Raw genomic sequence first — 23,920 nt, 5'->3', positions numbered from 1 at the left:
CGATCACATCACCGAGGACCGCCCCTTCTGCTTTGGCTCAGTGAGCGCCTCGTGAGCGACCTCCTGGACGTCACGCGGACCACCCGCCCCAAGTGACGCAACCTTGTCGGACAATGTTCTGAGGTTCAATCAGAAACGAACGAACGACAGCGAGCGACACGGCCGCAGCACCGACGTGCCCCGACGGCCGGGGGGAAGCGAGACCCGCGATGGCACAGGCCCAGCAGCCACCTCTTCTCCGCGATGTCATCGACATCAAGGAGTCCATATCGACCTCGGACTTCGTGCTCCAGCTGTCCGAGGCGACCACTCCCGAGGGCGCCGAGCACGCGCTCAAGGACTACGTGGTCACCGAACGGCTGCTGGAGAACTTCGACGAGGCGCTCGGGCTGATCAGGGCCGCGCTCGACGGACACACGTCCAAGGCCGCCTATCTGCACGGCTCGTTCGGTTCCGGTAAGTCGCACTTCATGGCCGTGCTGCACGCGCTGCTCAGCGGCAGCCCTGCCGCGCGGCGGCGCGGGGAGTTCGATCCGCTGCTGGCCAAGCACGAGTGGCTCGGTGCCGAGGGGAAACGATTCCTCCTGGTGCCGTACCACATGCTCGGTGCCAAGGCGATGGAGCAGCGGGTCCTCGGCGGGTACGTCAGCCACGTCAAGAAGTTGCACCCTGACGCGCCCACGCCGCAGGTGTACCGGACCGACGCGCTGTTCGAGGACATCCGGGCGCTGCGGGCCCGGCACGGCGACCGGTTCATCATCGAGGGGCTCACCTCGCCGGACGGCGCGGACGCCGGGGACGATGACGACGAGTGGGGCGAGTCGTTCGCCTGGACGCCCGAGCTCCTCGACATCGCGCTGGCCGCCGAGGAGATCCACGAGTCCGGGCACGCCCTCAACCTCGTCAGCCCCTTTACGCCCGCCGAGCTGCGGGCACGGCTGGTGCAGGATGCGAGTACGAATCTGCTGCCGGGTTTCACGAAGAACGCCGCCGAGAACGAGCACGGGTTCATCTCGCTCGACGCGGGGCTGTCCGTGATCGCCGCGCATGCGAAGGAGCTCGGGTACGACGGGCTGATCCTCTTCCTCGACGAGCTGATCCTGTGGCTCGCCACCCTCATCCACGACCAGAAGTTCGTGGGGCGGGAGGCCGGGAAGATCACGAACTTCGTGGAGGGTGCCGACGCGCGGCGGGCCATCCCGGTCGTGTCCTTCATCGCCCGCCAGCGTGACCTGCGGGAGCTGGTGGGCGAGGAGCTGTCGGGGGCGGCCGAGGCGTCGATCCAGGACACGCTCAACCAGGCGTCCGGGCGCTTCGACAAGATCACGCTGGAGGACCGCAACCTGCCGCAGATCGCGCGGGCGCGGCTGCTCCAGCCCAAGAGCACCGAGGCCGCCGCGCTGATCGAGGCGGAGTTCCTGAAGACCCGCAAGGTGCGCCAGGAGGTGTGGGACACGCTGCTCGGGTCCGACCGGGGCACCGACGGGATCGGGGCGGACGAGGCCAGCTTCCGGCTGACGTACCCCTTCTCGCCGGCCTTCATGGACACCCTCGTCCATGTGTCGTCCGCGCTCCAGCGCAACCGGACCGGTATGAAGCTGATGGGGCAGTTGCTCGCCGACCACCGCGACGAGCTGCGGCTCGGTGACCTGATACCGGTCGGTGATCTGTATCCGCTGATCACCTCCGGTGGCGACAAGCCGTTCACCGACAGTCTGAAGGTGGTGTTCGAGGCCGCCGACAAGCTGTACCGGACCAAGCTGCGCCCGTACCTGCTCGCCACGTACAACGTGACCGAGGAGGACATCGAGCAGTACACCCACCGCGGACCCGACAGCATCACCGACCCCGATCTGCGGGGGCGAGTGAAGACGTTCGTCGGGGACAACCGCATCATCGGCACGCTGCTGCTGTCCGCGCTGGCGCCGAGCGTGCCCGCCCTGTCGGATCTCACCATCCGGCGGCTGTCCGCGCTCAACTACGGGTCCGTCGTCGCCCCGATCCCCGGGCGCGAGTACGGCATCCTGAAGAACAAGATCGCCGAGTGGGCGGGGCGGTTCCCCGAGATCAAGGAGACCGGCACCGACGCCAACCCGGGCGTACGGCTCGAACTGTCCGGCGTGGACGTCGACTCGGTCATCGCCAACGCGCAGGTCAACGACAACCCGGCGAACCGAGAGGCGCTCGCCAAACGGCTGCTCACCGAGGAGCTGGACCTGAGGCAGGGGCAGCTCACCGACCGGCTGGACTTCGTGTGGCGCGGCACCGAGCGCAGCGCCGAGGTCGTGTTCGGGAACGTCGCCGACGAGGACGAGCTGCCCGACCATGACTTGGTGCCGCAGGAGGAGGGGCTGTGGCGGATCGTCATCGACCTGCCCTTCGACGACAGCGAGTGGGGCGCCCGTGAGGACGCCGGCCGGATGCAGCGGCTGCGGGAGAGACAGCAGGGCGAGCGGACCCGGACCGTCGCCTGGCTGCCCGCTCATCTGTCCGCCCAGCGGTACGCCGACTTCCGGCGGCTCGTGGTCATCGACAAGGCACTCGCCGACGACCAGCGCTTCAGCGGCCAGTACGCGGCCCATCTCAACGCCGACAACCGGGCCCGAGCCAAGGGGCTGCTGGAGACCCAGCGGGAGTCGCTGCTCAAGAACATCAGGGCCGCCTTCAAGCAGGCGTACGGCCTCGCCGAGAAGAAGGCCGCCGACGTGCAGCTCGACTTCTCCGACCATCTCCAGTCGCTGCGTGAGGTCGGCGGGCTCCACTTCTCCATCGGGCAGTCGCTGCACGACGGGCTGCGGCACATCGCGGGCAAGCTGCTCGCCTCCCAGTACCCCGACCACCCCGACCTCGACCCCGACGGGACCGGCATCACCGTGAAGTCGGCCGACGCCCGCAAGGTGTTCGGTCATGTGCGGGCCGCCGCCGAGGCACGCGACGGACGCGCCGAGGTGCCGAGTGGGGACAGGAAGCTGATGCAGCGCATCGTCGGGCCGCTGCGGCTGGGGCAGCAGAAGGAGGCGTACTTCGAGCTGTCGCCGTACTGGGCCGACCACTTCCGCAAGCTCGCCCGGGACCGCGGCGCCACCGGTGACCTGAGCCTCATCACACTGACCGACTGGACGGACGAGCCCAGCCCCCGCGGGCTGCCGGACTTCCTCGCCCGGCTCGTCGTCGCCTCGTTCGCCGAGATGGACGACCGGGTGTGGGTGCGCGGCGGCATGCCCCTCGACCCCGCTCCGGAACTCTCGCAGATGAAGGAGGGGGACGCGCTGCGCAGCCAGCCGCTGCCCTCCGGGGAGGACTGGGACACCGCGCGGCAGCGCTTCGCCGCGATCTTCGGTGAGACGGCTCCCTCGCTGCGCCGTGGCCGGATCGTCAACCAGTTCGCGCGCCGGATCACCGAGCTGGCCCGTACCCATCAGGAGGCTGCCGCCGACCTGGTGCGGCAGCTGGAGACGCACACCGGGTTCCTCCAGCTTGACGAGACCGACGAGACGGGTCGGCTGGCCCTCGCCCGGCGGTCCGCCGACCTGCTGGGAGCCCTCGTCCGTACGGCGGGACAGGGCGCCGCCGGGGCGAAGAAGACCGTGGAGGCGCTGGCGTCGTTCGACCTCGGCCAGGTCGGTGCCGAACGGTACGGCGCCTCGGTCGTCCAGGCACGGAAGGTGGCGCAGGCGCTGAACGACGCCTCCTGGACGACTCTCGAACTCGCCCTCAACGAGGGGCCGGAAGGGCTGGCGCTGCTGGACTCGCTGCGCAACGTCGCCCGGAGCGACCAGCAGACCAGCAACCTGGTCGAGGCGCTGTCCCGTACCGAGCGGGAGGTCCTCGCGCTGGTGAAGCGCAACCGGGCCGCTGCCACCTCCACCACTCCGCCGCCCGAGCCCGCCCGGCCGAGCGCGGGTGAGGTGTCGCTGAGCGGGAACTCCAGCCATCCGCCGGTGCCTACCACCCTTCCGCCCGCGCCCGCCGGGTCCGGGAGCGGTGGCGGCGGTGGAAGCCGCCCGGTCCGCACGTCCGGAGGGGGGCGTACGACGGCGGCGCGTGCCGCGGCCGAGCTCCAGGCGGAGCTGGCCGAGCTGGTGAACCGTGACCCGGGCGCCACCATCGAGATCACCTGGCGGGTCGTCGAGCGATGAGCACCGTCACCACTGCCGACGCCACCGCGTCCGCCGGGCTCGCCGTACCGCTGAACCCGGCGACCGTCACCCAGTACCTGTCGTCGCAGACATCGCTCGCCGCCTCGCTGAGCGGCGAGGACCGGCGGCGCGTGGTCCTGCTGCGGTCCGCGCCCGTCTGGGACGGGCCGGCCGAGCCCGTGTGGGGCGACGGGTACACCGCCCGTGTCGCGGCGGCGCCGTCGCCGCTCGCCGTGCACGAACTGGTCCTGGAGCATCTGCTCACGAAAGGGAGAACGGACGGGAGCGGAGTCGACGGTCCCGCCGGACCGCGCGTGCTGGTGGTGCTCACCGACCGGGAGCAGAGCGAGCTCGACCCGGCGATCCTGGCCCGTGCCCACAAGCAGCGCATCGACACCGTCGACAGCTGGGACGTGGTGCGCGAGGCGTTCGGCGCCGGGCAGGTCGACCCCCGGCTCAGGGCCGCGGGCTGGGCCGCCGAAGCCCTGCTCGACGCCACACCGCCCGGCGGCTGGCCTCCGGTGTCGGGCACCGTGCTCTCCCGGCTCACGGCCCTGTCCGCGCTGGCCCAGCGGCGGCTGCGGCTCGGGGCGTACGCGACCGACGCCGATCTGTCGCCGGTCCCCCGGCCGGGCGGTGCGCTCGACGTCCACTCGCTGCTCGCCTGGTCCCTGACCCCGGGCGGACCGGAGCGGCTGCTCGCGCTGCGCGGCCCCGAACGGCGGGGCATCGCTGCGTTCCTCGGCGAACAGGACCAGGCGGGACTCGCCGGACGGGCGCTCCTCGCCCTCGTCGACGCCGAGCACGGCCCCGACGCGGTCGCCTACGGGCTGGTGTGCGCCACGTTGTGGCAGCACGCGCCTGCCGATGCCGACACCTACCGGGCTCGGGGCCGGGCGGAGCGCTGGTTCGGGGAGCACCTGCCCGCGACGGGCGAGGAGTTCGACGCCCTGGCGTCGTCGTTCGGGCGGGCCTGCGAGGAGTACGTGTCCGCTCTGCTGGCCACCGCGGCGCGTGGCGCGGGTGTTGCGGCCGACGAGGCTCGCGAGGCACGGCGCCTCAGTGACACCGTGCTGGAGCGGGCCTCCGCCCTGGTGCGGCAGTTCGGTGCGGAGACGGCGGCGCGGACCAGCCCACTGCTGCCCGCGGGTCTGGAGGCGAGCTTCACCGCCGTGGGGCACGCGCTGCGGTCCGGCGAGGCCGACACGACCACCGGGGCCGTGGATGCCTTGCGCGGTCACCGGCGTGCCGACGAGCCGGACATCCGCGTCCGCATCGGGCGAGTCCTGATGGCCTGGCGGCTGACCCGCTGGCTGGCCGCCGACCCGGTCGTCGACTGCCCGACGGTGGCCGCCGGCATACAGCGCCACGTCGCCGAGACCGGCTGGGTGGATCAGGCCCTGGAGCACATCGAGGCGGGCGGCGACCCCGAGCCCGTACTCAAGGCGGCGTACGACGCGCTCGCCGTGCGGGTCCGGGAACGGCGGCACGGGATCGACCGGCACTTCGCCCGCACCCTGGCCACGTCCACGGCGGCCGGTCAGGCGCCGGGCTCCATGCTCACGGTGGAGAACTTCCTCGAACGGGTCGTGAAGCCCGTGGTGCGGGGCGGGGAGTCCCGGCGCGTCCTGCTCCTCGTACTGGACGGGATGAGCGCGGCCATCGCCACCGAGCTGGCCGAGGAGCTGCGGGGCTCCTGGGCGGAGTTCGATCCGGTGAAGGACGACGGGCCGCCGCGGCGCCGCGCCATGGCTGCCGCCCTGCCGACGCTCACCGCCGTCTCCCGCACCTCGCTGCTGACGGGCACGTTGATGAAGGGCTCCCAGGCCGACGAGAAGCGGCTGTTCCCCACGCTCAAGTTGTGGGGCGGGGCTCCGGCGGCGGTGTTCCACAAGGACGACCTGCGTGCCGACACCGCCGGGGACACCTTCGGCCCAGCCCTCACCGAGGCCCTCACCGACGGGCGCACCCATGTCGCGGTGGTTCTCAACGCCATCGACGACCGGCTGGGCAAGGAGCAGAAGCTCGGTGACGGCTCCTGGCGTCCGCATCACATCCCGGGCCTGTCCGACCTGCTGCGAGTCGCCGCCGCTCAGGGCATGGCGGTACTCGTCACCAGTGACCACGGGCATGTGGTGGACCGGCACGGCACCAAGGTCGAGGCCGCCTCCCCCGGGTCCGCGCGCCACCGCACGCCCGGCGGGTCCCTGGCCGACGCCGAGATCGAGCTCAGCGGTCCCCGGGTGGTGTGGCCGGAGTCCGGTGCGTCGATCGTCGCCCTGTGGGACGCCGACTCGCGCTATACGGCTCTCAAGGCGGGGTATCACGGTGGGGCGTCCCCCGCCGAGTTCGCCATTCCCGTCCTTGCCTTTCTGCGGTTCGGTGCGACACCTCCGCGGGACTGGCGGGAGCTGGGCGATCAGCAGCCGAGATGGTGGCAGCTGGACGGGCCGGCGCCGGTGGCCGCCGTGGAACGGCAGGAGGCGGCACCGTCGGCGCCGCCGAAGAAGCAGACCCGGTCCAAGCCGTCGAAGACGCAGGCCCAGCTGGCCGAACTGGCCGAGACGCATGACTCCCTGTTCGACATGGCCGAGGTGCCGACGTCCCCCGCTGCGCCGGAACCGTCTCGGGAAGCGGAAGCTCGGGCAGCGGCGGACCAGACCCGTTCCGCTGCGGATGCCCTCGTCACGCAGCTCTTCGCCTCCGATGCGTTGCGCAGCCAGGCCGAGCTCCTGGCCCGCAGACCTCAGGAACGGGAGATGGCCAAGTTCCAGGCGGCGGTCGCCGCCCTCATCGACGCGGGCGGAACCCTGCCCGTGACGGCGCTCGCCCAGCGCGTCGGGCACCCGACGGGCCGGGCGGACGGCTTCGCCGCCGTACTGCGTCAGCTCCTCAACTACGACGGCGTACAGGTCCTTGAGACGCTGCCGGACGGCCGTACGGTGCGTCTGCACGCGGGACTGTTGCGGGAGCAGTTCGGGCTCGCCTGACGGGCGTACGGACCCGGTGCACGGCATCCCGCTCGCCGGGATGCCGTGCTAGCCTCGGCGGCAGGGACGTCATACAAGCAACGGACGCCCGGTTCGCCTCAGGCCCCGCAGGGTGAATATGCGGGGCCTTTGTGCTGCCTCGTATCGCCCGGCAGCGGCGTCAGCCGTCGTGCAGTGGGTGCTCCGGAACGAAGCAGTGCTGGTGGACGACGCTCGGCGCCACGAACGACCACAGCTTCTCGTTGGCCCTGCGGGCCCGTGGGTCGCCGTCCTGGCCGCTGACCAGCCGGCGGTGCAGATAGGCGATCAGGTCCGCGGCCTGCAGCAGACGGCTCGACTTCGACGGCGCGAAGTGGATGGTGTCGACGAGACAGGGCAGCGTGCTGCTGAGGCTGCCGCCCGTTCCCTCGATCTGGTAGTCGCGGAAGTGCCGCCGGTGGTCATCGGCGCCGTCGATCTCGTCGGCGATCACCAGGGCCAGCTCGTCACGGGCCTGCACGTGGTCGCAGATCTGCTCCAGCAGATGCCGCAGGACGATCCGGTGGGGCGATGCGTCGGCGTCCCGCTCCGTCGGCGGTGAGGAGCGGTGCGCCCGCAGGTCCAGCCCGCGAACGAGCACGCCTACATCGTGTGCGGCGATCGCCTTCATGGCGTCCGCGTACACGCCTATCCGGGCACGGATCATGTTGCTGCCCTTCTCGCCCATGCGCCGCCAGTCGTCCCGTGCGTGCACCAGCGCGTGACCGTGCAGCTCGGCGTCGGCCTCGACCGGGTAGCTGTCCGCGGCCTTGCGGACGACCGAGTCGAGGGCCAGGTGCAGCGGTCGGAGATGCCGTTCGGCGACGACGAGGGCGACCATCCAGTAGCGGTCCCGGTCGTACGACTCATCGACGTAGGTCAGCAACACGGCGCCGAGTGTTCCACACAACAGGTGTATGCCATGCATGCGTTGGCCCGTCGCTGCCGTGAGCAGGCCGGTCTTCGGACACTTGTGCAGTGAGAGACTGATGGGGTGAGTACGACCAGTCCTTCACCGGCCTCTCCCGCCTCCGCCGCCCGTCGACGCGCGGTCGTCGACGCGCTGCGGCGCGGCGCCGTACCGGAGAGCGGCCTCGACCTGCTGGCGACCGGCCTGGACCGGTTCGAGTCCGCGCTCGACGCCGAACTGGCGGCGGTCGCCTCGGGAGGGTCGGTCTTCAAAGCGGTCCGCGGTGAGTACGGGTCGGGCAAGACGTTCTTCACCCGCTGGCTGGCGGAACGGGCCAAGCGGCTGGGCATGGCCGTCGCCGAGATCCAGATTTCGGAGACGGAGACGCCCCTGCACCGGCTGGAGACCGTCTACCGGCGGCTCACCGAGCGGCTCGCCACCGCGAGCTTCCCGCCGAGCGCACTCAGGCCCGTCGTGGACGCCTGGTTCTACGCGCTGGAGGAAGATGCCCTCGCCGCCGGCGCGGGCGAGGAGGACCTCGCGGAAGAAGTGGACCGGCTGCTCACCGCCCGGCTCACCGAGGTGTCACGGCACGCCCCGTCCTTCGCCACCGCCCTGCGCGGCTACCGCTCCGCGCTCGCCCAGGGCGACGAGGCCACCGCAGCGGCCGTCCTGGCCTGGCTCGGCGGCCAGCCCCACGTCGCCGCGGCTGCGCGCCGCTCCGCCGGGGTCCGCGGTGATCTGGACCACTTCGGAGCGTTCGGCTTCCTCCAGGGGCTGCTGACGGTGCTGCGGGACTCCGGACACCGGGGGCTCTTCGTCGTCCTCGACGAGGTGGAGACACTGCAGCGCGTCCGGTCGGATGCCCGGGACAAGGCGCTCAACGCGTTGCGGCAGCTCATCGACGAAGTCCACTCGGGCCGCTTCCCCGGCCTCTACCTGGTCATCACCGGCACCCCCGCCTTCTACGACGGACCGCAGGGCGTCCAGCGGCTCGCTCCTCTCGCCCAGCGGCTCGCCACCGATTTCACCGCCGATCCCCGGTTCGACAACCCGCGCGCTGTGCAGTTGCGACTGCCGGGGTTCACCGAGGAATCGCTGGTGGCCCTGGGAGTGACCATCCGCGATCTGTACGCGGCCGGTGCCGACGCACCGGAGCGCATCACCGCCCTCGCGGACGATGCCTACGTCTCCGACCTCGCCACGGCCGTCGGTGGTGCACTCGGCGGCAGGGTGGGGGTGGCTCCCCGGCTCTTCCTGAAGAAACTCGTCGGTGATGTCCTGGACCGTATCGACCAGTTCGAGGACTTCGACCCCCGACGGCACTACCGGCTGACGGTCACCGGAAGCGAACTGACGGACGTCGAGAGGAATCTGGCGGCCGGCCCCGCGGCTTCGGCGGGCGACATCGAGCTGGACCTGTGAGGGGCGCATGTGATGGGTGACCCTGTCGGCCGGCTCGACCCGGTCGTGCTGCACCACGTGGTGAACACCCTGGGCTGGCCCGATCTGCGTCCCCTGCAACGGGCCGCGATCGACCCGTTGATGGACGGTGAGGACGCCATACTGCTCGCCCCGACCGCTGGCGGCAAGACGGAGGCCGCCTGCCTGCCGCTGCTGTCGGCCATGTCGGAACAGCGCTGGTCCGGTACGTCGGTGCTGTACCTGTGCCCTCTCAAAGCACTGCTCAACAACCTGGTGACGCGTATCGACGGCTACGCGCAGTGGCTCGGGCGCCGCGCCGCCCTCTGGCACGGGGACATTCGGCAGTCACAGCGGCGGCGCATCCGTACCGACCCGCCGGACATCCTGCTCACCACGCCCGAGTCGCTGGAGTCCATGCTCATCGGCGTGAAAACCGACCACGGCCGTCTGCTGGGGAGCGTCCGGGCGGTCGTGGTGGACGAGGTGCACGCCTTCGCCGGTGACGACCGGGGCTGGCATCTGCTCGCCGTGCTGGAGCGGCTGCAGCGGATCGCGGGCCGCCCCCTGCAGCGCATCGGGCTGTCGGCGACCGTCGGCAACCCGCGGCAGTTGCTCACTTGGCTCCAGGGATCCGGAGCGGGGGTGCGGCCCGGACAGGTCATCGCCCCGGAGCACACCCCAGCAGCGTCTGGTAAGCCGGGTGGACCCCCTCCCGGTGAAGTGGAGCTGGACTACGTCGGTTCCCTCGACAACGCCGCCAAGGTCATCGCCGCTCTGCACCGGGGCGAGAAACGGCTGGTGTTCTGCGAGTCGCGGCGCCAGGTGGAGGAGCTGGGTGCGGCGTTGCGGGCCCGCGAGGTGTCCGTGTTCCTCTCGCATGCCTCGCTGTCGGCCGAGGAACGGGCCCGCTCCGAGCAGGCGTTCGCCGAGGCGCGTGACTGTGTCATCGTCTCGACATCCACCCTGGAACTGGGTATCGACGTGGGCGACCTGGACCGTGTCATCCAGATCGACTCGCCACGCACCGTGGCCTCCTTCCTCCAGCGCATCGGGCGGACGGGCAGGCGGCCGGGCAGTATCCGCAACTGTCTGTTTCTCGCCACCGGCAAGGACGCCCTGCTGCAGGCGGCCGGATTGCTGCTGCTCTGGGGGCGAGGCTGGGTGGAACCGGTGACGGCGCCACCGGAACCGCGTCACCTGGTGGCTCAGCAACTGCTCGCCGCCACCTTGCAGCAGCACAAGCTCGGCGATCAGGTGTGGCCGGGCACGTGGAACGGCCTGGCACCCTTCGACCGCACGGCCGCTCCCGTACTGCGCCATCTGCTGGACGAGGGCTTCCTCGACGAGGACGGCGGCATGCTGTTCATCGGCCCCGAGGCCGAGCGCCGTTTCGGCCGCCGTCACTTCATCGAGCTGACCGCCTCCTTCACGGCTCCTCCGCAGTTCACCGTGTTCGCCGGGCGCACGGAGATCGGTCAGACGGACCCTTCCGTCCTGACCGAGGAGCGGGCGGGACCCCGGCGGCTGCTGCTCGCCGGTCGCAGCTGGCAGGTCACGTACATCGACTGGACACGCCGACGCGTCTTCGTCGAGCCGGCCGACAGCGGCGGCATCGCCAAGTGGACCAGTGGGTCTGTACTCGGTCTGTCGTACGCCCTGACGCGTGCGATGCGTGAGGTGCTGCTCGGTGCCGACCCTCCGGTGTCGCTGACCCGCCGCGCGGAGGCGTGCCTGGCCGGGTGGCGGGAGGGCGATGCACCGGACATGGTCCGGCCCGGCGGGACGCTGATCTCCCGGGTCGGCGACGACGTGCGCTGGTGGACCTGGGCCGGTCACCGCGCCAATGCGACGCTGGCCGCGGCGCTGCCGGCGGTCACCGACCCGGTGCAGCGGCCGACGGACTGCTGTCTGCGTCTGCGCGAGGATCTGACGTACGACATGTGGCGTGCGGCGCGGGACTCCGCTGCCGACGAGAGCGCCGCCCTCGTTCTTCCGGACGTCGATCACCGCGCGGTGCACGGACTGAAGTTCTCCGCCGCGCTGCCGCAGCACCTCGCGGTGGCGACGGTCGCCGCCCGGCTCGCCGACTTCGACGGCGCCCGAACCGTACTGCGGGACCCCGTGCTGTTCCGGACCGGACGGGCCGGATGACGACCCGCTGCGAACACCGCTCGTCAGGCGGCGTGTAGTCGACCACACGCCCCTGGCTGCCCCGTCGGGATCACCCACACTCCGTCATGGACCGGACATCACCGCGACGGCCGATGCCCGGCCCGCGCAAGCGGTCGCGGGGCGGGCGGGTCGAAAGCACCCACTCGGGCGAGCGCTCACCCCGTCAATGCCTCGACCGCTTCCTCCGCACTGCCGAACAGCGTGAACACCTGGTCCAGCCCCACCACGCGGAAGACCCGGTCCATGGCCGGCAGGAGGCCCGCGACCGCGAAGGACGAGCCCGCGGACTCGGCGCGGTGGTAGGCCGTGATGATGACGGTCAGGCCCGTGGAGTCGCAGTACTCCATACCCGACAGGTCGAGGACGACGTCCGTGTCCGGGCCGAACGGGACCTCTCCGACGGCCTGGGTGAGGCTGGGGGCGGTGTAGTGGTCCAGCTCCCCGGCCACGCTCAGCACGACCGGCCCCGCGGGATGGTGCTGTCGGGTGATGGCCAGAGTGCCCTCTATGTCGGTCACCGTGTCTCCTGTGCGGCGGGTGTGCTGTGTCGTGCGGCAGGTGTGCTGTGTGTACGCGGCGGGTGTGCTGCAAGTATGCGGCGGGTGTGCCGTGTGTGCGGTTCGTGACGGAGCGGAACGTGCCGCACGCGCTCTCCTCCCCCTCCTCCCCGTTCCCACTGCGCGGCTCCGGCCTCATGCCCTGCCTGCGGAATTCCCGAGTGGTTGGCTTATCCTACGAAGTCGCAACAGCTCGCATAGAGCAGCACCGGGACTCAGCGGGAGGCCCGTACTCGCAGGAACCGCACACGGGTCGCCCGAAGAAGCGTGCCGATGCTCACCGGCCTGCCGCGCTGCCCACGTGCGTGATCGGCACGGGTGACGGCCCGCGGGGGGTGGCCCGTCACGAGCGGAAGGGTGTGGCGTGGCGCGTTACGACGACGCTGGGCACGAGGTGCCCGCGGCAGCCGGGTACGGCGTGTTCGACGCCGATCGCGAGGTCGGCCGGGATCTCGCCGAGGTGGACTGGGCGGCCACCCCGCTCGGCCGGCCCGAGACATGGCCGCAGAGCCTCCAGACGGCCGTGAGCATCCTGCTGTCGTCCCGTTTCCCCATGTGGATGGCGTACGGGCCGGAGCTGACCTTCTTCTGCAACGCCGCCTACCGCCGTGACACGCTGGGCCGGAAGTACCCGTGGGCGCTGGGCCGGCCGGCGAGCGAGGTGTGGGCGGAGATCTGGGGCGACATCGGCCCGCGGATAGACACGGTGCTCCGCACCGAGGAGGCCACGTGGGACGAGGGGCTGCTGCTGTTCGTCGAGCGGTCCGGCTACCCGGAGGAGAGCTACCACACGTTCTCCTACAGCCCGCTGCGCGACGACTCCGACGCCGTGGTCGGCATGCTGTGCGTGGTCAGCGAGGAGACCGAACGGGTCATCGGCGAGCGCCGGATGGCCACGCTGCGGCACCTGGGCTCCGACCCGAGCGTGGTCCGCACCGAGCAGGAGGTGCTGTCGTTCGCCGACCGGCAGCTCTCCCGGAACCGGCGGGACCTGCCCTTCACGCTGACCTATCTCTTCAATGACGCCGACGGCGACGGCGGTGCCGCTCAGCTCGTCGGCGCCACCGGCGTGCCCGCCGGTCATCCGGCCGCCCCGGCGCTCGTGCCGGTCGACTCCCCCGACGCGCTGTGGCCGGCGGCGGCCCTGGCGCGCGGCGAGGCGATGCTCGTACCGCTCACCGACGCGGCCTTCGGCGAACTGCCCCGGGGCGACTGGTCCGAGCCGCCCCTGCACGCGCTGGTGGTGCCGCTGCTGCAGCAGGGCAGCGCCCCGTACGGCTTCCTGGTGGCGGGGCTGAACCGGTACCGCGCGCTGGACCAGGGGTACCGCGGCTTCATCGAGCTGACGGCCGGGCACATCGCGTCCGGCATCGGCAGCGCCCGCTCCTACGAGGCCCAGCAGCGCCGTGCGGAGGAGCTGGCCGAGCTGGACCGGGCCAAGACCACCTTCTTCTCCAACATCAGCCATGAGTTCCGTACGCCGCTGACCCTGATCATGGGGCCGGTGGAGGAGCTGCGCACCCGGCTCGCCGGGGCGGACCCGCAGGTGCGGCAGGAGCTGGAGCTCATCCACCGCAACGGGCTGCGGCTGGGCAAGCTGGTCAACACGCTCCTGGACTTCTCCCGCATCGAGGCCGGCCGGATGCAGGCGGGCTTCGAGCCGGTCGACCTGGCCGCGGTCACCGCCGAGCTGGCCAGCGTCTTCCGCAGCGCGATCGACCGGGCCGGGCTCGCCTTCCACGTCGACTGTCCGCCGCTCGACGAGCCGGTCCACATCGACCGCGGCATGTGGGAGAAGGTGGTGCTCAACCTGCTCAGCAACGCGCTGAAGTTCACCTTCGACGGCTCGATCCGCGTCACGGTGGGTGCCGAGGACGGCCGGGCCGTGGTCACCGTGGCCGACACCGGCATCGGTGTGCCCGAGGCGGAGATCCCCCGGCTGTTCGAGCGGTTCCACCGCATCGAGCACGCCCGCTCCCGCTCCAACGAGGGCAGCGGGATCGGGCTGGCCCTGGTCCGGGAACTGGTCGGCCTGCACGGTGGCACGATCACCGCGGACAGCGTCGAGGGCGAGGGCACGTCCTTCACCGTCCGGCTGCCCTTCGGCGCCGCCCACCTGCCCGCCGAGTCGGTGGTGTCCCCGGGCACCGTCGCGGCCTCCGCGGCCGAGCCCTACGTACAGGAAGCCCTGCGCTGGCTGCCCGACGACCGGGGGGCCGGCGCCGGTACGGGCGCGTCGGCGGCGGACACCGGCGCGGGCACCTTCCCGTTCCTGACCGCCGGGACCACCGGGACCACCGGTACCACCGCGACCACTGGGGCGGGCGGCGCGGAGAGCGACGGGGCGACGGGGAACGCCGAGAGGGCGGAGAAGGCCGAGGACGCGGCGGCTCTCCTGTCGCCGGCCGCCGCGCCGGCCGAGGCGGGCGGCTCCGCGCTCGAGACCCCCGGGCCGGCGGTCCGGGCGCGGGTGCTGGTGGCCGACGACAACACCGACATGCGGGAGTACCTCACCCGCATCCTCACGGGCGCCGGTTACGACGTCACCTCGGTCACCGACGGCGCGGAGGCGCTGGACGCCATCCGGCGCGACCCGCCGGACCTGGTGGTCAGCGACGTGATGATGCCGCGCCTCGACGGGCTGCAGATGGTGGCGGCGCTGCGCAACGACCCGCGCACCGTCTTCGTGCCCGTCATCCTGCTGTCGGCCCGCGCCGGGCAGGAGGCGTCCATCGAGGGTCTGCAGGCCGGCGCCGACGACTACCTCGTCAAGCCGTTCGCCGCCGCCGAGCTCCTCGCCCGGGTCCGCGCCAACGTCGAGATGGCGCGGCTGCGCAGCCACCACGCCCGCTGGCGGACCGCGCTCATCGACTCCCTGCAGGAGGCGTTCTTCGTCTGCGACGAGAACGGCGCCGTCATCGAGATCAACGCCGCGTTCACCGAAACCCTCGGCTACGGCCCGGAGGGGCTGCCCTACCAGCCGGTCCACCCGTGGTGGCCGGACCCCGAGTCGGACGCCGAGGCGTACCGGCAGGTCAGTGAGGCCTTCGCCCTGCTCCTCGACCGCCCCCAGGGCTCGTACACCATCCCGGTCACCCACCAGGACGGGCACCGGCTGTGGGTGACGGCCGCGTTCAACGACGCCGAGGACCCCGTCACCGGCCGCCGGGTCACCGTGGGCACCTTCCGCGACGTCACCGCCGAGCACTACGCCGTCCAGCGCGAGACCGCGCGGGCCGCGCTGAGCACGGCCCTGTCCCAGGCCACCAGCCTGTCCGGGGCGCTGTCGGGGGCACTGGGCGAACTGAGGAACCTGTGGAACGCCCGCGGTGTCCTCGCCGCCGTCTTCGACGGGGGCGACGCACCGCGGCTGACCTCCACCGACGGGCAGCCGGTCTGGGCGGACCTGCCCGCCGGGCGTCGCGCGTCGCTGACGGGCCTGCGCGAGCAGCCGTCCCTCACCCCGGTCTCCGACGCCACCGGGGCCGGTGTGCTCCTGGAGCACCCGGACGGTCCGCTGGCCCTCTGGCTCGACCTGGGCGAGCACCGGCCCTTCACCGACGAGGACCAGCTGCTGCTGTCACTGCTGGCCGGTCACCTCGCGCAGGGACTGGTCCGCGCGCACCAGATCGACCAGCAGCGCGAGACGGCGATCGCCCTGCAGCGCGCCATCCTCGGCCCGTCCCGGCTCCCCGAGGGCTTCGCCGTGCGCTACGAGCCCGCCACCCGCCCCCTGGAGGTCGGCGGCGACTGGTACGACACGGTGACCCTGCCCGACGGCCGGATCGGCATCGTCGTCGGCGACTGCGTCGGACGCGGTCTGGAGGCGGCCACCGTGATGGGGCAGCTCCGCAGTGCCTGCCGTGCCCTGCTGCTGCAGGACGCGAGTCCCTCCCAGACGCTGATGGCCCTGGACCACTTCGCCGCCGGCATCCCCGGAGCCGTCTGCACCACCGTCTTCTGCGGCGTCCTCAACCCCGAGACCGGGGAGCTGACCTACTCCAGTGCCGGGCATCCGCCGGGCATCCTCGTCCGGCCCGACGGCTCCAAACAGCTGCTGGACGACGGGCGGTCGCTGCCGCTCGCCGTACGGCCCGGCCGGGTGCGCCCGGAGGGCCAGTGCACGCTGCCGGCCCGCGCCACGCTGCTGCTGTACACCGACGGTCTCGTCGAACGCCGCCGGCGGTCGCTCGAGGTCGGCATCAACCAGGCCAGCGAGGCCGTGCAGCAGGGCCGTCTGGAGGCCGTCGACGAGCTCGCCACCTACGTGATGAGCCGGCTGGCGCCCGCGGACGGGTACGACGACGACGTCGCCCTGCTGCTGTACCGCCACCCGGCCCCGCTGGACATGACCTTCCCCGCCGAGTCGTCGCAGCTCGCGCCCGTGCGCAAGGCCCTGCGCAGCTGGCTGGGCCAGTGCGACCTGCCGGCGAACAAGGTGCAGGACATCCTCGTCGCCGTCGGGGAGGCCTGCGCCAACGCCATCGAGCACGGCCATCGGCACGCCCCGGGCGAGACCGTCCGGCTGCGCGCCGAGGCGTTCGCCGACGATCTGCACCTCATCGTCGCCGACACCGGCCGGTGGAAGACCCCGCAGCCCGAGCTCAACGCCCACCGAGGCCGTGGCGTGGCCCTCATGCGGGCCATGATGCAGCAGGTCACCATCGTTCCCGGCCCGTCCGGCACCACCGTCGACATGCACACGAGGATCGCCTGATGACCACCCAGCTCACTCTCACCCCCGGCAGGCGTCCGGACGGCACCCAGCTGCTGACGGCCGTCGGCGAGATCGACATGAGCAACATCGGCAGCCTCACCGAGGCTCTCGACAGCGTGTCCGGACCTCTCGTCCTCGATCTGAGCGAGGTGGAGTACCTCGACAGCGCGGGGCTGAACGTGCTGTTCGCCCACGCGGACCGCCTGGAACTCATCGCGACGCCCGTCCTGGAGTCCGTCCTCACGATATCCGGGCTCGCCGACCTCACCACCGTGCACGGCCTGGGCCGTGACGGCTCCGGGGCCGACGGGCGATGACCCGGCCCTCCCGTTCCGGTCGGCGGACGGCGCTCCGGCGCGGAGAGAGGGGGATCCGTTGACCCAGCACGCATCGGCGGCCGGCCCTCCGGCCGCCCGGCGCCGCCGGGCGGAACCGGACGACCGGGCGGAGCGGGAGCGGATCGCGGCGGTGCGGCGTTACGACATCCTCGACACGCCGCCGGACGGCGCGTTCGACCGGGTGGCCGCGTTGGCCGCCCGGCTGCTCGACGCCCCCGCGGCCACGGTCACGATCGTGGACACCGACCGCGTCCGGTTCAAGGCCGCGCACGGTCTGGAGGGACTGAAAGGGATCGAGGAGGTCGACCGGGTCCCGGGGCTGTGCGCCTCGGCCGTCCGGCGTGACGGCGCGCTGGTGATCCCCGACACCCTCCTCGACCCCGTCGCCGCGCACCATCCCCTGGTCACGGGCGAGTTGGGGATACGGTTCTACGCCGCCGCGCCGATCACCACCGGCGACGGTCACCGGCTGGGCACCGTCAACGTCCTCGACACCAGGCCCCGCGTCATCACCGAGGACGACACCGCCACGCTCGTCGACCTCGCCGCGCTCGTGATGGACCAGCTGGAACTGCGCCTGTCCGCGCTGCGGACCCTGCGCGCCGAGCGGGAGGCGCGGGAGAGGGCGGAGAAGGACCGGGCGTCCATCGCCGCTTTCGCCTCCACCCTGCAGCGCACCCTGCTCCCCCCGGCGCTCCCGGCCGTCCCCGGGCTCGAACTGGCCTGCCACTACCGCACCGCCTCCGCCCACGAGGTCGGCGGCGACTTCTACGACGTCTTCCCCCTGGACGGCGAACGGTGGGCGTTCTTCATGGGCGACGTGTGCGGCAAGGGCCCCGAGGCGGCGACCGTCACCGCCCTGGCCCGCCACACCCTGCGCGCCGCCGCCCGTGTCGACCCCGACCCGGTGACCGTCCTGGGCGCCCTCAACGCGGAACTGCTCACCGACGTCACCGCGGGCAGCCGCTACTGCACCACCGTCTACGGCGTCCTGGAGCCGCGCGAGAAGGAAGGTTTCACCGTCACGTTGGCCGCCGGCGGCCACCCCCCGGCGTACCACCTGGGAACCGACGACAGCGGCACGGTGTCGGCACGGCCCGTACAGCTGCAGGGCGGCATGCTCGTGGGCGCCTTCCGGCAGGCCCGCTTCGCCCGGACCGTCCTGACCCTGGACCGTGGTGAGACCCTCTTCCTCTACACCGACGGACTGACCGAGGCCCGCACCGCCGAGGGCGCCATGCTCGGTGACGAGGGGCTGACCGGTTTCCTGGAGCGACGCGACGGCATCCCGACCGCCTCGGCCCTGGTGGAGGACACCATCACCCTGCTCGCCTCGCTGCCCGACCAGGCCGGTGACGACGTCGCCCTGCTCGCCCTGTCGGTCCCCGGCCCGACGACCGCGCCGAAGACCGGCGTCAGCGCCACCGCCCGTACCACCGCAAGTCCCGAGCACCTCGGCCAGGAGTAGTTCGACGTGACCGACACACTTCGCCTGAGCGTCCGGCGCCCCGGCCCGGACCTCGCCGTCGCCACCCTCATCGGAGACGTGGACCTGCACACGGCGCCCGTCCTGCGCGCGGACGCCCTGGAGCTCATCGAGACAGGCACTCCGCGTCTGATCCTGGACCTCGCGCAGGTCGACTACTTCGACTCCACCGGCCTGAGCGTGCTGATAGGCATCTGGCACGCCGCCCGGGAGGCGGGCGGCACGCTCGTCCTCGCCGCCGTCCCCGGCCGCCTGACCCGCATGCTCTCCCTCACCGGCGTCGACGCGCTGCTGCCGGTGCACGCGACGCTGGCGGAGGCGCTGGCCTACTCGGGCGGGGGCGCCTCCGGCTGAGGCCGCGCGGGTCCGCGCGGCGGGAACGGTCAGCGCACCGAGTCCGTCACAGGCCGGGAAGCGGGGTCCGAGGCGGACAGACGCGGGCCCGGCACGTCGACGGCACGGGCCGGGCGTTCCTGCAGTCGGGCGTGGCGGAATCGGTGGACGGGGCCGACCTGGCGAAGGATCCCCAGGCGGTGGGCGTCGTCGAGGAAGTGCTGGAGCCGCCAGGGAAGCCGGCCCCGGGCGGCGAGGTACAGCCGGGCGGCTGTGCAGTACGGCCACGCGTGTGCGGCCAGCGCGAGGACGAGCCCGGTCGGGCCGACTCCCAGGAGCGCCGGTGCCCCGCTCCGGGTGGATCGGAACGGGGCGTTCTCCGCTTGAGGTCCGCTCGGGGGTCGCGTGCCCCGGGCTCACCGGCCCGGTGTCACGCCGAGGTCGGTCCGTCCGCTCCCGTGTCCGGAAACAGTCCGGGCAGCCTCCGGGCCGACTCCGTCGCGCGCAGGTCGTCGAGGTCGGCGGGCCGGAGTCCGGCACCGGGAACGGCCCCGGGGTCCGGCTCACCGTAGCGCCGGACGGCGTCCAGGCCCGCGCGCAGGGCGTCGGCGGTCAGGAGCTGGCCCACCGGGGCGGAGGAACTGAGGAACAGCACCTCCCGGTCCTCGGGCAGCCGGTCGAGGAGGGCGGGCACCGCCATCAGCTCGTGCGGCGGCAGCCGCTCCTGGTCCAGCCCGGGAGCGGTGGAGAAGACGGGGACGGCGGGCGTGCCGTCGGGCGCCTCCGTCACCGCCAGGGCGCCCCCGGCGTCGACGCAGACCGCCAGTTCGGCGTCGGCGAGGGCCAGCGCGAGCAGTTCCTCGGAGTCGTAGCCGGTGGCGACCAGGCGCACCGCGGCGTCCGCCGGGCTGACCGGCGGGTCCCAGCCGTAGGCGTCGGGCGAGGGCCGGTAGAGGGGGTTCTCCTCCCACTCGACGATCTCGCCGTGGGCGTCGCTGCGCCAGCGTCCCAGCATCGCCCAGACCGGCGGTGCCTCGCCGGCGGCGCCGTCCCAGTGCCGGTCGATCACCGAGAGCCAGTGGTCGGGGGCGAGCCGGGCGGCGTCCACGTACTCCTGCGGGGGCTCCCGGAAGGCGGGGTGGCCGCGCGGGACGAGGGCCGGGGTGCCGGACGGGTCAGGGGTTCCGGGGGTGTCCGGGGGCGTCGTCATGCCTGGTCACCGCCTTCGGCGGGCTCGGTCGAGGTCTCCTCGGCCGCGCGGCGCAGCGCGTCGGTGTCGACCGTCATGCTGACCGGTCCCGAGGGGTTGAGGTACAGCGTGTGGCCCTCCGGGAGCCGGTCCAGGACGTCCAGCGCGGGCAGCAGTTCGTAGCCGAAGCGGCCGGCGGCGTGGAGGTGGACGGGCGAGGTGAAGACCGGGACCACCGGCTCGCCGTCCGGGGAGACGGCCGACAGGGGCGTCCCACCGGGGCCGAGGAGCATCGCGACCTCGGCGGCGGCCAGGGTGCGCGGCACCGCGTCGCCGGGGCCGTAGCCGGTGGCGGCGAGCTGCACCGCCTCGTCGACGGGGTCGGTGGGAGCGGGCCAGTCCAGCGCCTGCGGGGAGGGGCGGTACTCCTCGTTGGGCCGCCACTCCGCGATCTCGCCGTCCGGGCCGGAGCGCCACTGGCCGACCACCGCCCAGTTCGGCGGCTCTCCCGTCCCGGTCCACGTCGGGTCCACCATGCCCAGCCAGTGGTCGGGGGCGAGCCGGGCCGCCTCCCTCAGCTCCTCCGGGACCGGTGGCGCGGTGTCCTCACCGGGGCCGGGCCCGGCCCCGGTGGCGTCGGCTGCTGCGGTGTCGTTCATGGGTTCCTCGGGAGATGTCGGGGGTGGTCGTCCAGTATCCGCCGGATGTTCCGGTCGGGGTCCAGGGAGGGTACGAGGCCCCGGTCCCGGAACCAGTCCTCGACGAGCCGCCGCAGCCGCCCGCCGGTGTCCCGGTCGTCCCCGGCGTCGTCGGGGACGGCGGCGGGACCGAGCGCCGTCAGCAGGTCGAGGACGTCGTCCATGGTGTGCCGGTGGGCGTCGAGCCAGGCGGCCTCGTCCGGGTCCGGGGTGCGGCCCGGTCCGCCCGGCAGCGGGCCGCCTGCCGGCCGGTCCATCTCGGCGCGGGCGTGCTCGTCGGGGAACAGGCCGTCGACGGCGACGTGGGTGCGCAGTTCCTCCTCGGTGAGTGGGGCGATGCGCCAGTAACGGCCCCAGTTGTCCGCGTAGTCGAGGTCGGGCGACTCCGCGATCCCGCGGGCCCGCAGGTCGTCCAGGACCATCTGCGAGGCCCGCATGATCTCGTGCAGCGAGTGGTGGCGGACGGGCAGCATCTCCGCCATCAGCGCGAGCCGCACCAGCCCCAGGTCGATGTCCAGGCCCCACTGCTCGCGCATGTGCGCGGCGTTGCGCAGCAGCCGGTGCGTGGTGCCGGAGGTGCCGGCCCGCACCAGGCCGCCGGTGGCGTGGGCGGCGGTCGGGAGCGTGGTGCTCATGGCGATGTCGTAGCGGGACACGCCCGGGATCCAGGGCAGGACGCCGTCCGGCATCAGCGCGCGCTCGGCGGCGCTCAGCGGCGGCCGGACCTGCTCGGGGGCCAGCGGTACGCGCAGGGCGCGTTCGAGGCGGGTGAGCCGGTCGCGGTCGGCGGGGGACAGGGCGGTGCCGAGCGCGGTCAGGGCCTCGTACGCGTCCAGGTCGGCGTGGTGCGGCCGGTCCGCGCGCTCGGCCTCGATCTGCGGCGGGTTGAGGTTGGAGACGCCCAGCAGGTCGGAGGTGGTCCGCTCGCCGACCCAGAGCAGGCCCATGCGCTCGCGCAGGTTGCCGGAGGCGACGACCGCCTCGATCCGGTCGCGGTCCACGCCGACCACGCCGTCGACGGTGGGGTCGTCGGAGCCCAGCTCGCGCCAGCGGCCCGCGGCGTCCGCGCGCCGGAACAGCTCGGCCGCCATGACGGCGATCTGGTCGTTGATCTCGGGCCGGTCCGCGAGGTGGTCGCCGAGGCGCTGCTCGAAGAGTTCCGCCTGCTCCAGGTAGTGGATCCGGCCGCGGATCCACGCCGGCGCCTCGTCCGGGGCGGGGGCGGTCGCCAGCTCCCGCAGTCGGCGGCGGACCGCCGGGGGCGCGTCGTCGATCGCCCGCGCGATGCGCTGCGACCGGTCCGCCGCGTGGCGGCCGGGGGCGGGTGCCGCGGCGGCGGAATCCGTCACGGCCGTCACGGACGTTCCGGCGAGCCACTGGTCGCCGTCGTGGACGAGGAGTACGGCGGGGTCCTCCGCGTCGGGTCCGAGGCGGGTGACCGTGCCGTCCGCCTGCGCCACGGCGGCCGGCACGCCGAGGGCGCGCAGGGCGGCGGCGAGCAGCACGGGCAGCGTCGGCTCGGTGTCCGCGCCGCCCAGGGAGGGGTCGGCGAGCAGGAGCCGCAGCCGTACGCCGGGTCCGGCGTCCAGGTCGGCGACCGGCAGCACGTCGCCGAGCAGGGCGCCCTGCGTCCGCTGGGAGCCGGTCAGCGAGTGGCCCGCGCTCTCCAGCAGGGACAGCGGCACCATGGCCGACGGGTCGAGCGGCGGCACCTCCTCGTCGGTGAGGTGCTCGTCGTCGAGGGCGCCCGCCAGCCAGGTGCGGAAGGCGGCACTGCGGCCGGGCTCCGCCTCGGGGAGGAGCGAGGTCAGCGGCTCGCGGTCGCCGAGGGCGGCCAGAAGTGCGGTCTCGGCGGTGCGGCCGGGCGCGGCGGGCACGGGGCGCAGGTCGTACCGGGTGCCGTCGAGGTCGGCTCCGCCGTCGTCGGTGCGCCGCAGCGTCCCGCGCGGGGCCGGCGGCTCCGGATCGGGCGCGGTGGGACGGGCGGGAGCCGACGCGGTGCCGTCACCGGCCGCGGCCTCCTCGACGTCCTCGGCGTTGTGGTAGGCGCGCGGCGGGTACGGCGGCAGCTCCGCGACGGTGAGGACGGCGTACGGCTCGCTGATGTTGGCGTCCTCGCGGACCTGGCGGGCGACCACGGTGTGGGCGCGGCCCGGCGGGTAGAGGACCTCCTCCTCGGTGAGCCACATCGAGAACGGCGTGACCAGTGGGGCGGTCGACCGGGGCAGGTGGCCGAGGACCGGGTGGCGGTCCTCCTCGAGCTCGGCGTCGTCGCGGACGAAGCCCAGCGCCAGGTCCAGGCGCTCGGTGGTGCTGCGGAAGCGGGTGACGAACAGCGTGCCGTCGTGCAGCAGCGGGGAGGGGCCCGGCGCGTCGACGGGGCCGGGCAGCCAGCCGCCCCACCACACGGGGGCGGCCACCGGCGGCAGCATCTCCAGCGCCTCGGTCGCCATGTCGACGTGCAGCGCCAGCGCGTCGGAGATCCGGTCGGCGATCCGGTCCGTCCGGCGCCGCAGCTCGGCCAGGTCCTCCGGGTCGGGGCCCTCGCCGGCGTCGGGCAGGTCCTCGGAGTCGGAGTCGGAGTTCTCGCTGGTGCCCAAGAGGTCGGTGAGGTCGGAGATGACGTCGCCCAGCTCGTCGTCGCCGAGCAGCAGTTCGGGCCGGGAGTGGTGGTCGGCCCGGGCGTCCTCCAGGGCCAGGGTCCACACCTGGTGGCGCATCAGCCAGCGGACGCCCGCCGGACCGAGGCGGCTCGCGGTGACGAAGGTCTTGAACAGCTTGTGGTCGGAGCCGGTGTAGCGGAACAGGGCCGTGAGGTGGCCCGGCGCCAGCGAGGTGACGGCGCGGCGGCCCGCCTTTCCGAACCGCTCCAGCCACTTCCGGGCGGCCTCGGCACGCTCGGTCAGCTCCTCGGACTTCTCGGGCACCTTGGTGCCGGTCAGGGCCGC

General features: G+C 73.0%; 13 protein-coding genes (1 of these 13 only partly in view). 8 read left to right on the top strand and 5 right to left on the bottom strand.

Going from position 1 to position 23,920, the window contains the following annotated elements; translation table 11 throughout:
- Positions 1-209 precede the first annotated feature (209 nt).
- Positions 210-4,139, top strand: coding sequence for a BREX-2 system ATPase PglY (gene pglY / locus IEZ04_RS05700; protein ID WP_189215567.1), 3,930 nt, complete (start codon positions 210-212; stop codon positions 4,137-4,139).
- Positions 4,136-7,129: a BREX-2 system phosphatase PglZ gene (pglZ, locus tag IEZ04_RS05695; protein WP_189215566.1), complete on the top strand. Its 2,994-nt coding sequence runs from the start codon at positions 4,136-4,138 to the stop codon at positions 7,127-7,129. Before pglY ends, pglZ begins: the two co-directional genes overlap by 4 nt.
- Positions 7,130-7,289: 160 nt before the next feature.
- Here pglZ and IEZ04_RS05690 read toward each other — a convergent pair whose 3' ends face one another.
- Entirely contained in the window at positions 7,290-8,036 is a 747-nt protein-coding gene (locus IEZ04_RS05690) for a DUF3800 domain-containing protein (protein WP_189215565.1), read from the bottom strand.
- A 105-nt stretch (positions 8,037-8,141) separates the two neighbouring features.
- Here IEZ04_RS05690 and brxD point away from each other — a divergent pair, with 105 nt between their 5' ends.
- Together brxD and IEZ04_RS05680 are read left to right on the top strand one after the other, a co-directional pair.
- The gene (brxD, locus tag IEZ04_RS05685; RefSeq protein ID WP_189215564.1) at positions 8,142-9,482 is read left to right on the top strand and encodes a BREX system ATP-binding protein BrxD; all 1,341 of its coding nucleotides are present in this window, start codon (positions 8,142-8,144) and stop codon (positions 9,480-9,482) included.
- Between the two features lie 12 nt (positions 9,483-9,494).
- Entirely contained in the window at positions 9,495-11,633 is a 2,139-nt protein-coding gene (locus IEZ04_RS05680; RefSeq protein ID WP_189215563.1) for a DEAD/DEAH box helicase, read from the top strand.
- A gap of 176 nt (positions 11,634-11,809) precedes the next feature.
- Here the strand turns inward: IEZ04_RS05680 and IEZ04_RS05675 are convergent, their stop codons facing one another.
- Complete coding sequence (locus IEZ04_RS05675; protein WP_189215562.1) at positions 11,810-12,172, bottom strand: STAS domain-containing protein; 363 nt, start codon at positions 12,170-12,172, stop codon at positions 11,810-11,812.
- A 403-nt stretch (positions 12,173-12,575) separates the two neighbouring features.
- On the opposite strand from IEZ04_RS05675, the gene IEZ04_RS05670 reads away from it, so the two are divergent.
- From IEZ04_RS05670 to IEZ04_RS05655, 4 genes are read left to right on the top strand one after another with little or no spacing between them, the layout of a single operon-like run.
- Positions 12,576-16,928: a SpoIIE family protein phosphatase gene (locus tag IEZ04_RS05670; protein ID WP_373296259.1), complete on the top strand. Its 4,353-nt coding sequence runs from the start codon at positions 12,576-12,578 to the stop codon at positions 16,926-16,928.
- Positions 16,928-17,245 (top strand): STAS domain-containing protein, encoded by a 318-nt coding sequence (locus tag IEZ04_RS05665; RefSeq protein ID WP_189215561.1) that lies wholly within the window; start codon positions 16,928-16,930, stop codon positions 17,243-17,245. The genes IEZ04_RS05670 and IEZ04_RS05665 overlap by 1 nt, the downstream gene beginning before the upstream one ends.
- 58 nt (positions 17,246-17,303) lie before the next feature.
- Positions 17,304-18,734: a PP2C family protein-serine/threonine phosphatase gene (locus IEZ04_RS05660; RefSeq protein WP_229820859.1), complete on the top strand. Its 1,431-nt coding sequence runs from the start codon at positions 17,304-17,306 to the stop codon at positions 18,732-18,734.
- Positions 18,735-18,740: 6 nt separating this feature from the next.
- Positions 18,741-19,106 (top strand): STAS domain-containing protein, encoded by a 366-nt coding sequence (locus IEZ04_RS05655; protein ID WP_189215560.1) that lies wholly within the window; start codon positions 18,741-18,743, stop codon positions 19,104-19,106.
- A gap of 409 nt (positions 19,107-19,515) precedes the next feature.
- On the opposite strand, the gene IEZ04_RS05650 is transcribed toward IEZ04_RS05655, so the two are convergent.
- The 3 genes in view from IEZ04_RS05650 to IEZ04_RS05640 are tightly spaced (each overlapping or abutting the next) and all read right to left on the bottom strand, a layout consistent with a single transcriptional unit that may run on beyond the window.
- Positions 19,516-20,295 (bottom strand): type VII secretion system-associated protein, encoded by a 780-nt coding sequence (locus tag IEZ04_RS05650; protein WP_189215559.1) that lies wholly within the window; start codon positions 20,293-20,295, stop codon positions 19,516-19,518.
- A complete protein-coding gene (locus IEZ04_RS05645; protein ID WP_189215558.1) occupies positions 20,292-20,933 on the bottom strand; it encodes a type VII secretion system-associated protein in 642 nt (213 codons plus the stop codon). Before IEZ04_RS05645 ends, IEZ04_RS05650 begins: the two co-directional genes overlap by 4 nt.
- A protein-coding gene (locus IEZ04_RS05640) for a lonely Cys domain-containing protein (protein WP_189215557.1) crosses the window boundary here: on the bottom strand, positions 20,930-23,920 show its final stretch. Its footprint extends 44,451 nt past the window's final position; the window shows 2,991 of its 47,442 coding nt (coding positions 44,452-47,442); its start codon lies off the right edge, out of view; it ends in the stop codon at positions 20,930-20,932. Before IEZ04_RS05640 ends, IEZ04_RS05645 begins: the two co-directional genes overlap by 4 nt.

Source organism: Streptomyces ruber, assembly GCF_014648075.1.
In the GTDB taxonomy this organism is placed as follows: Bacteria; Actinomycetota; Actinomycetes; order Streptomycetales; family Streptomycetaceae; genus Streptomyces; species Streptomyces ruber.
Note: the sequence above shows the minus strand (reverse complement) of the source record. Positions and strands in the feature narration are given on the sequence as shown.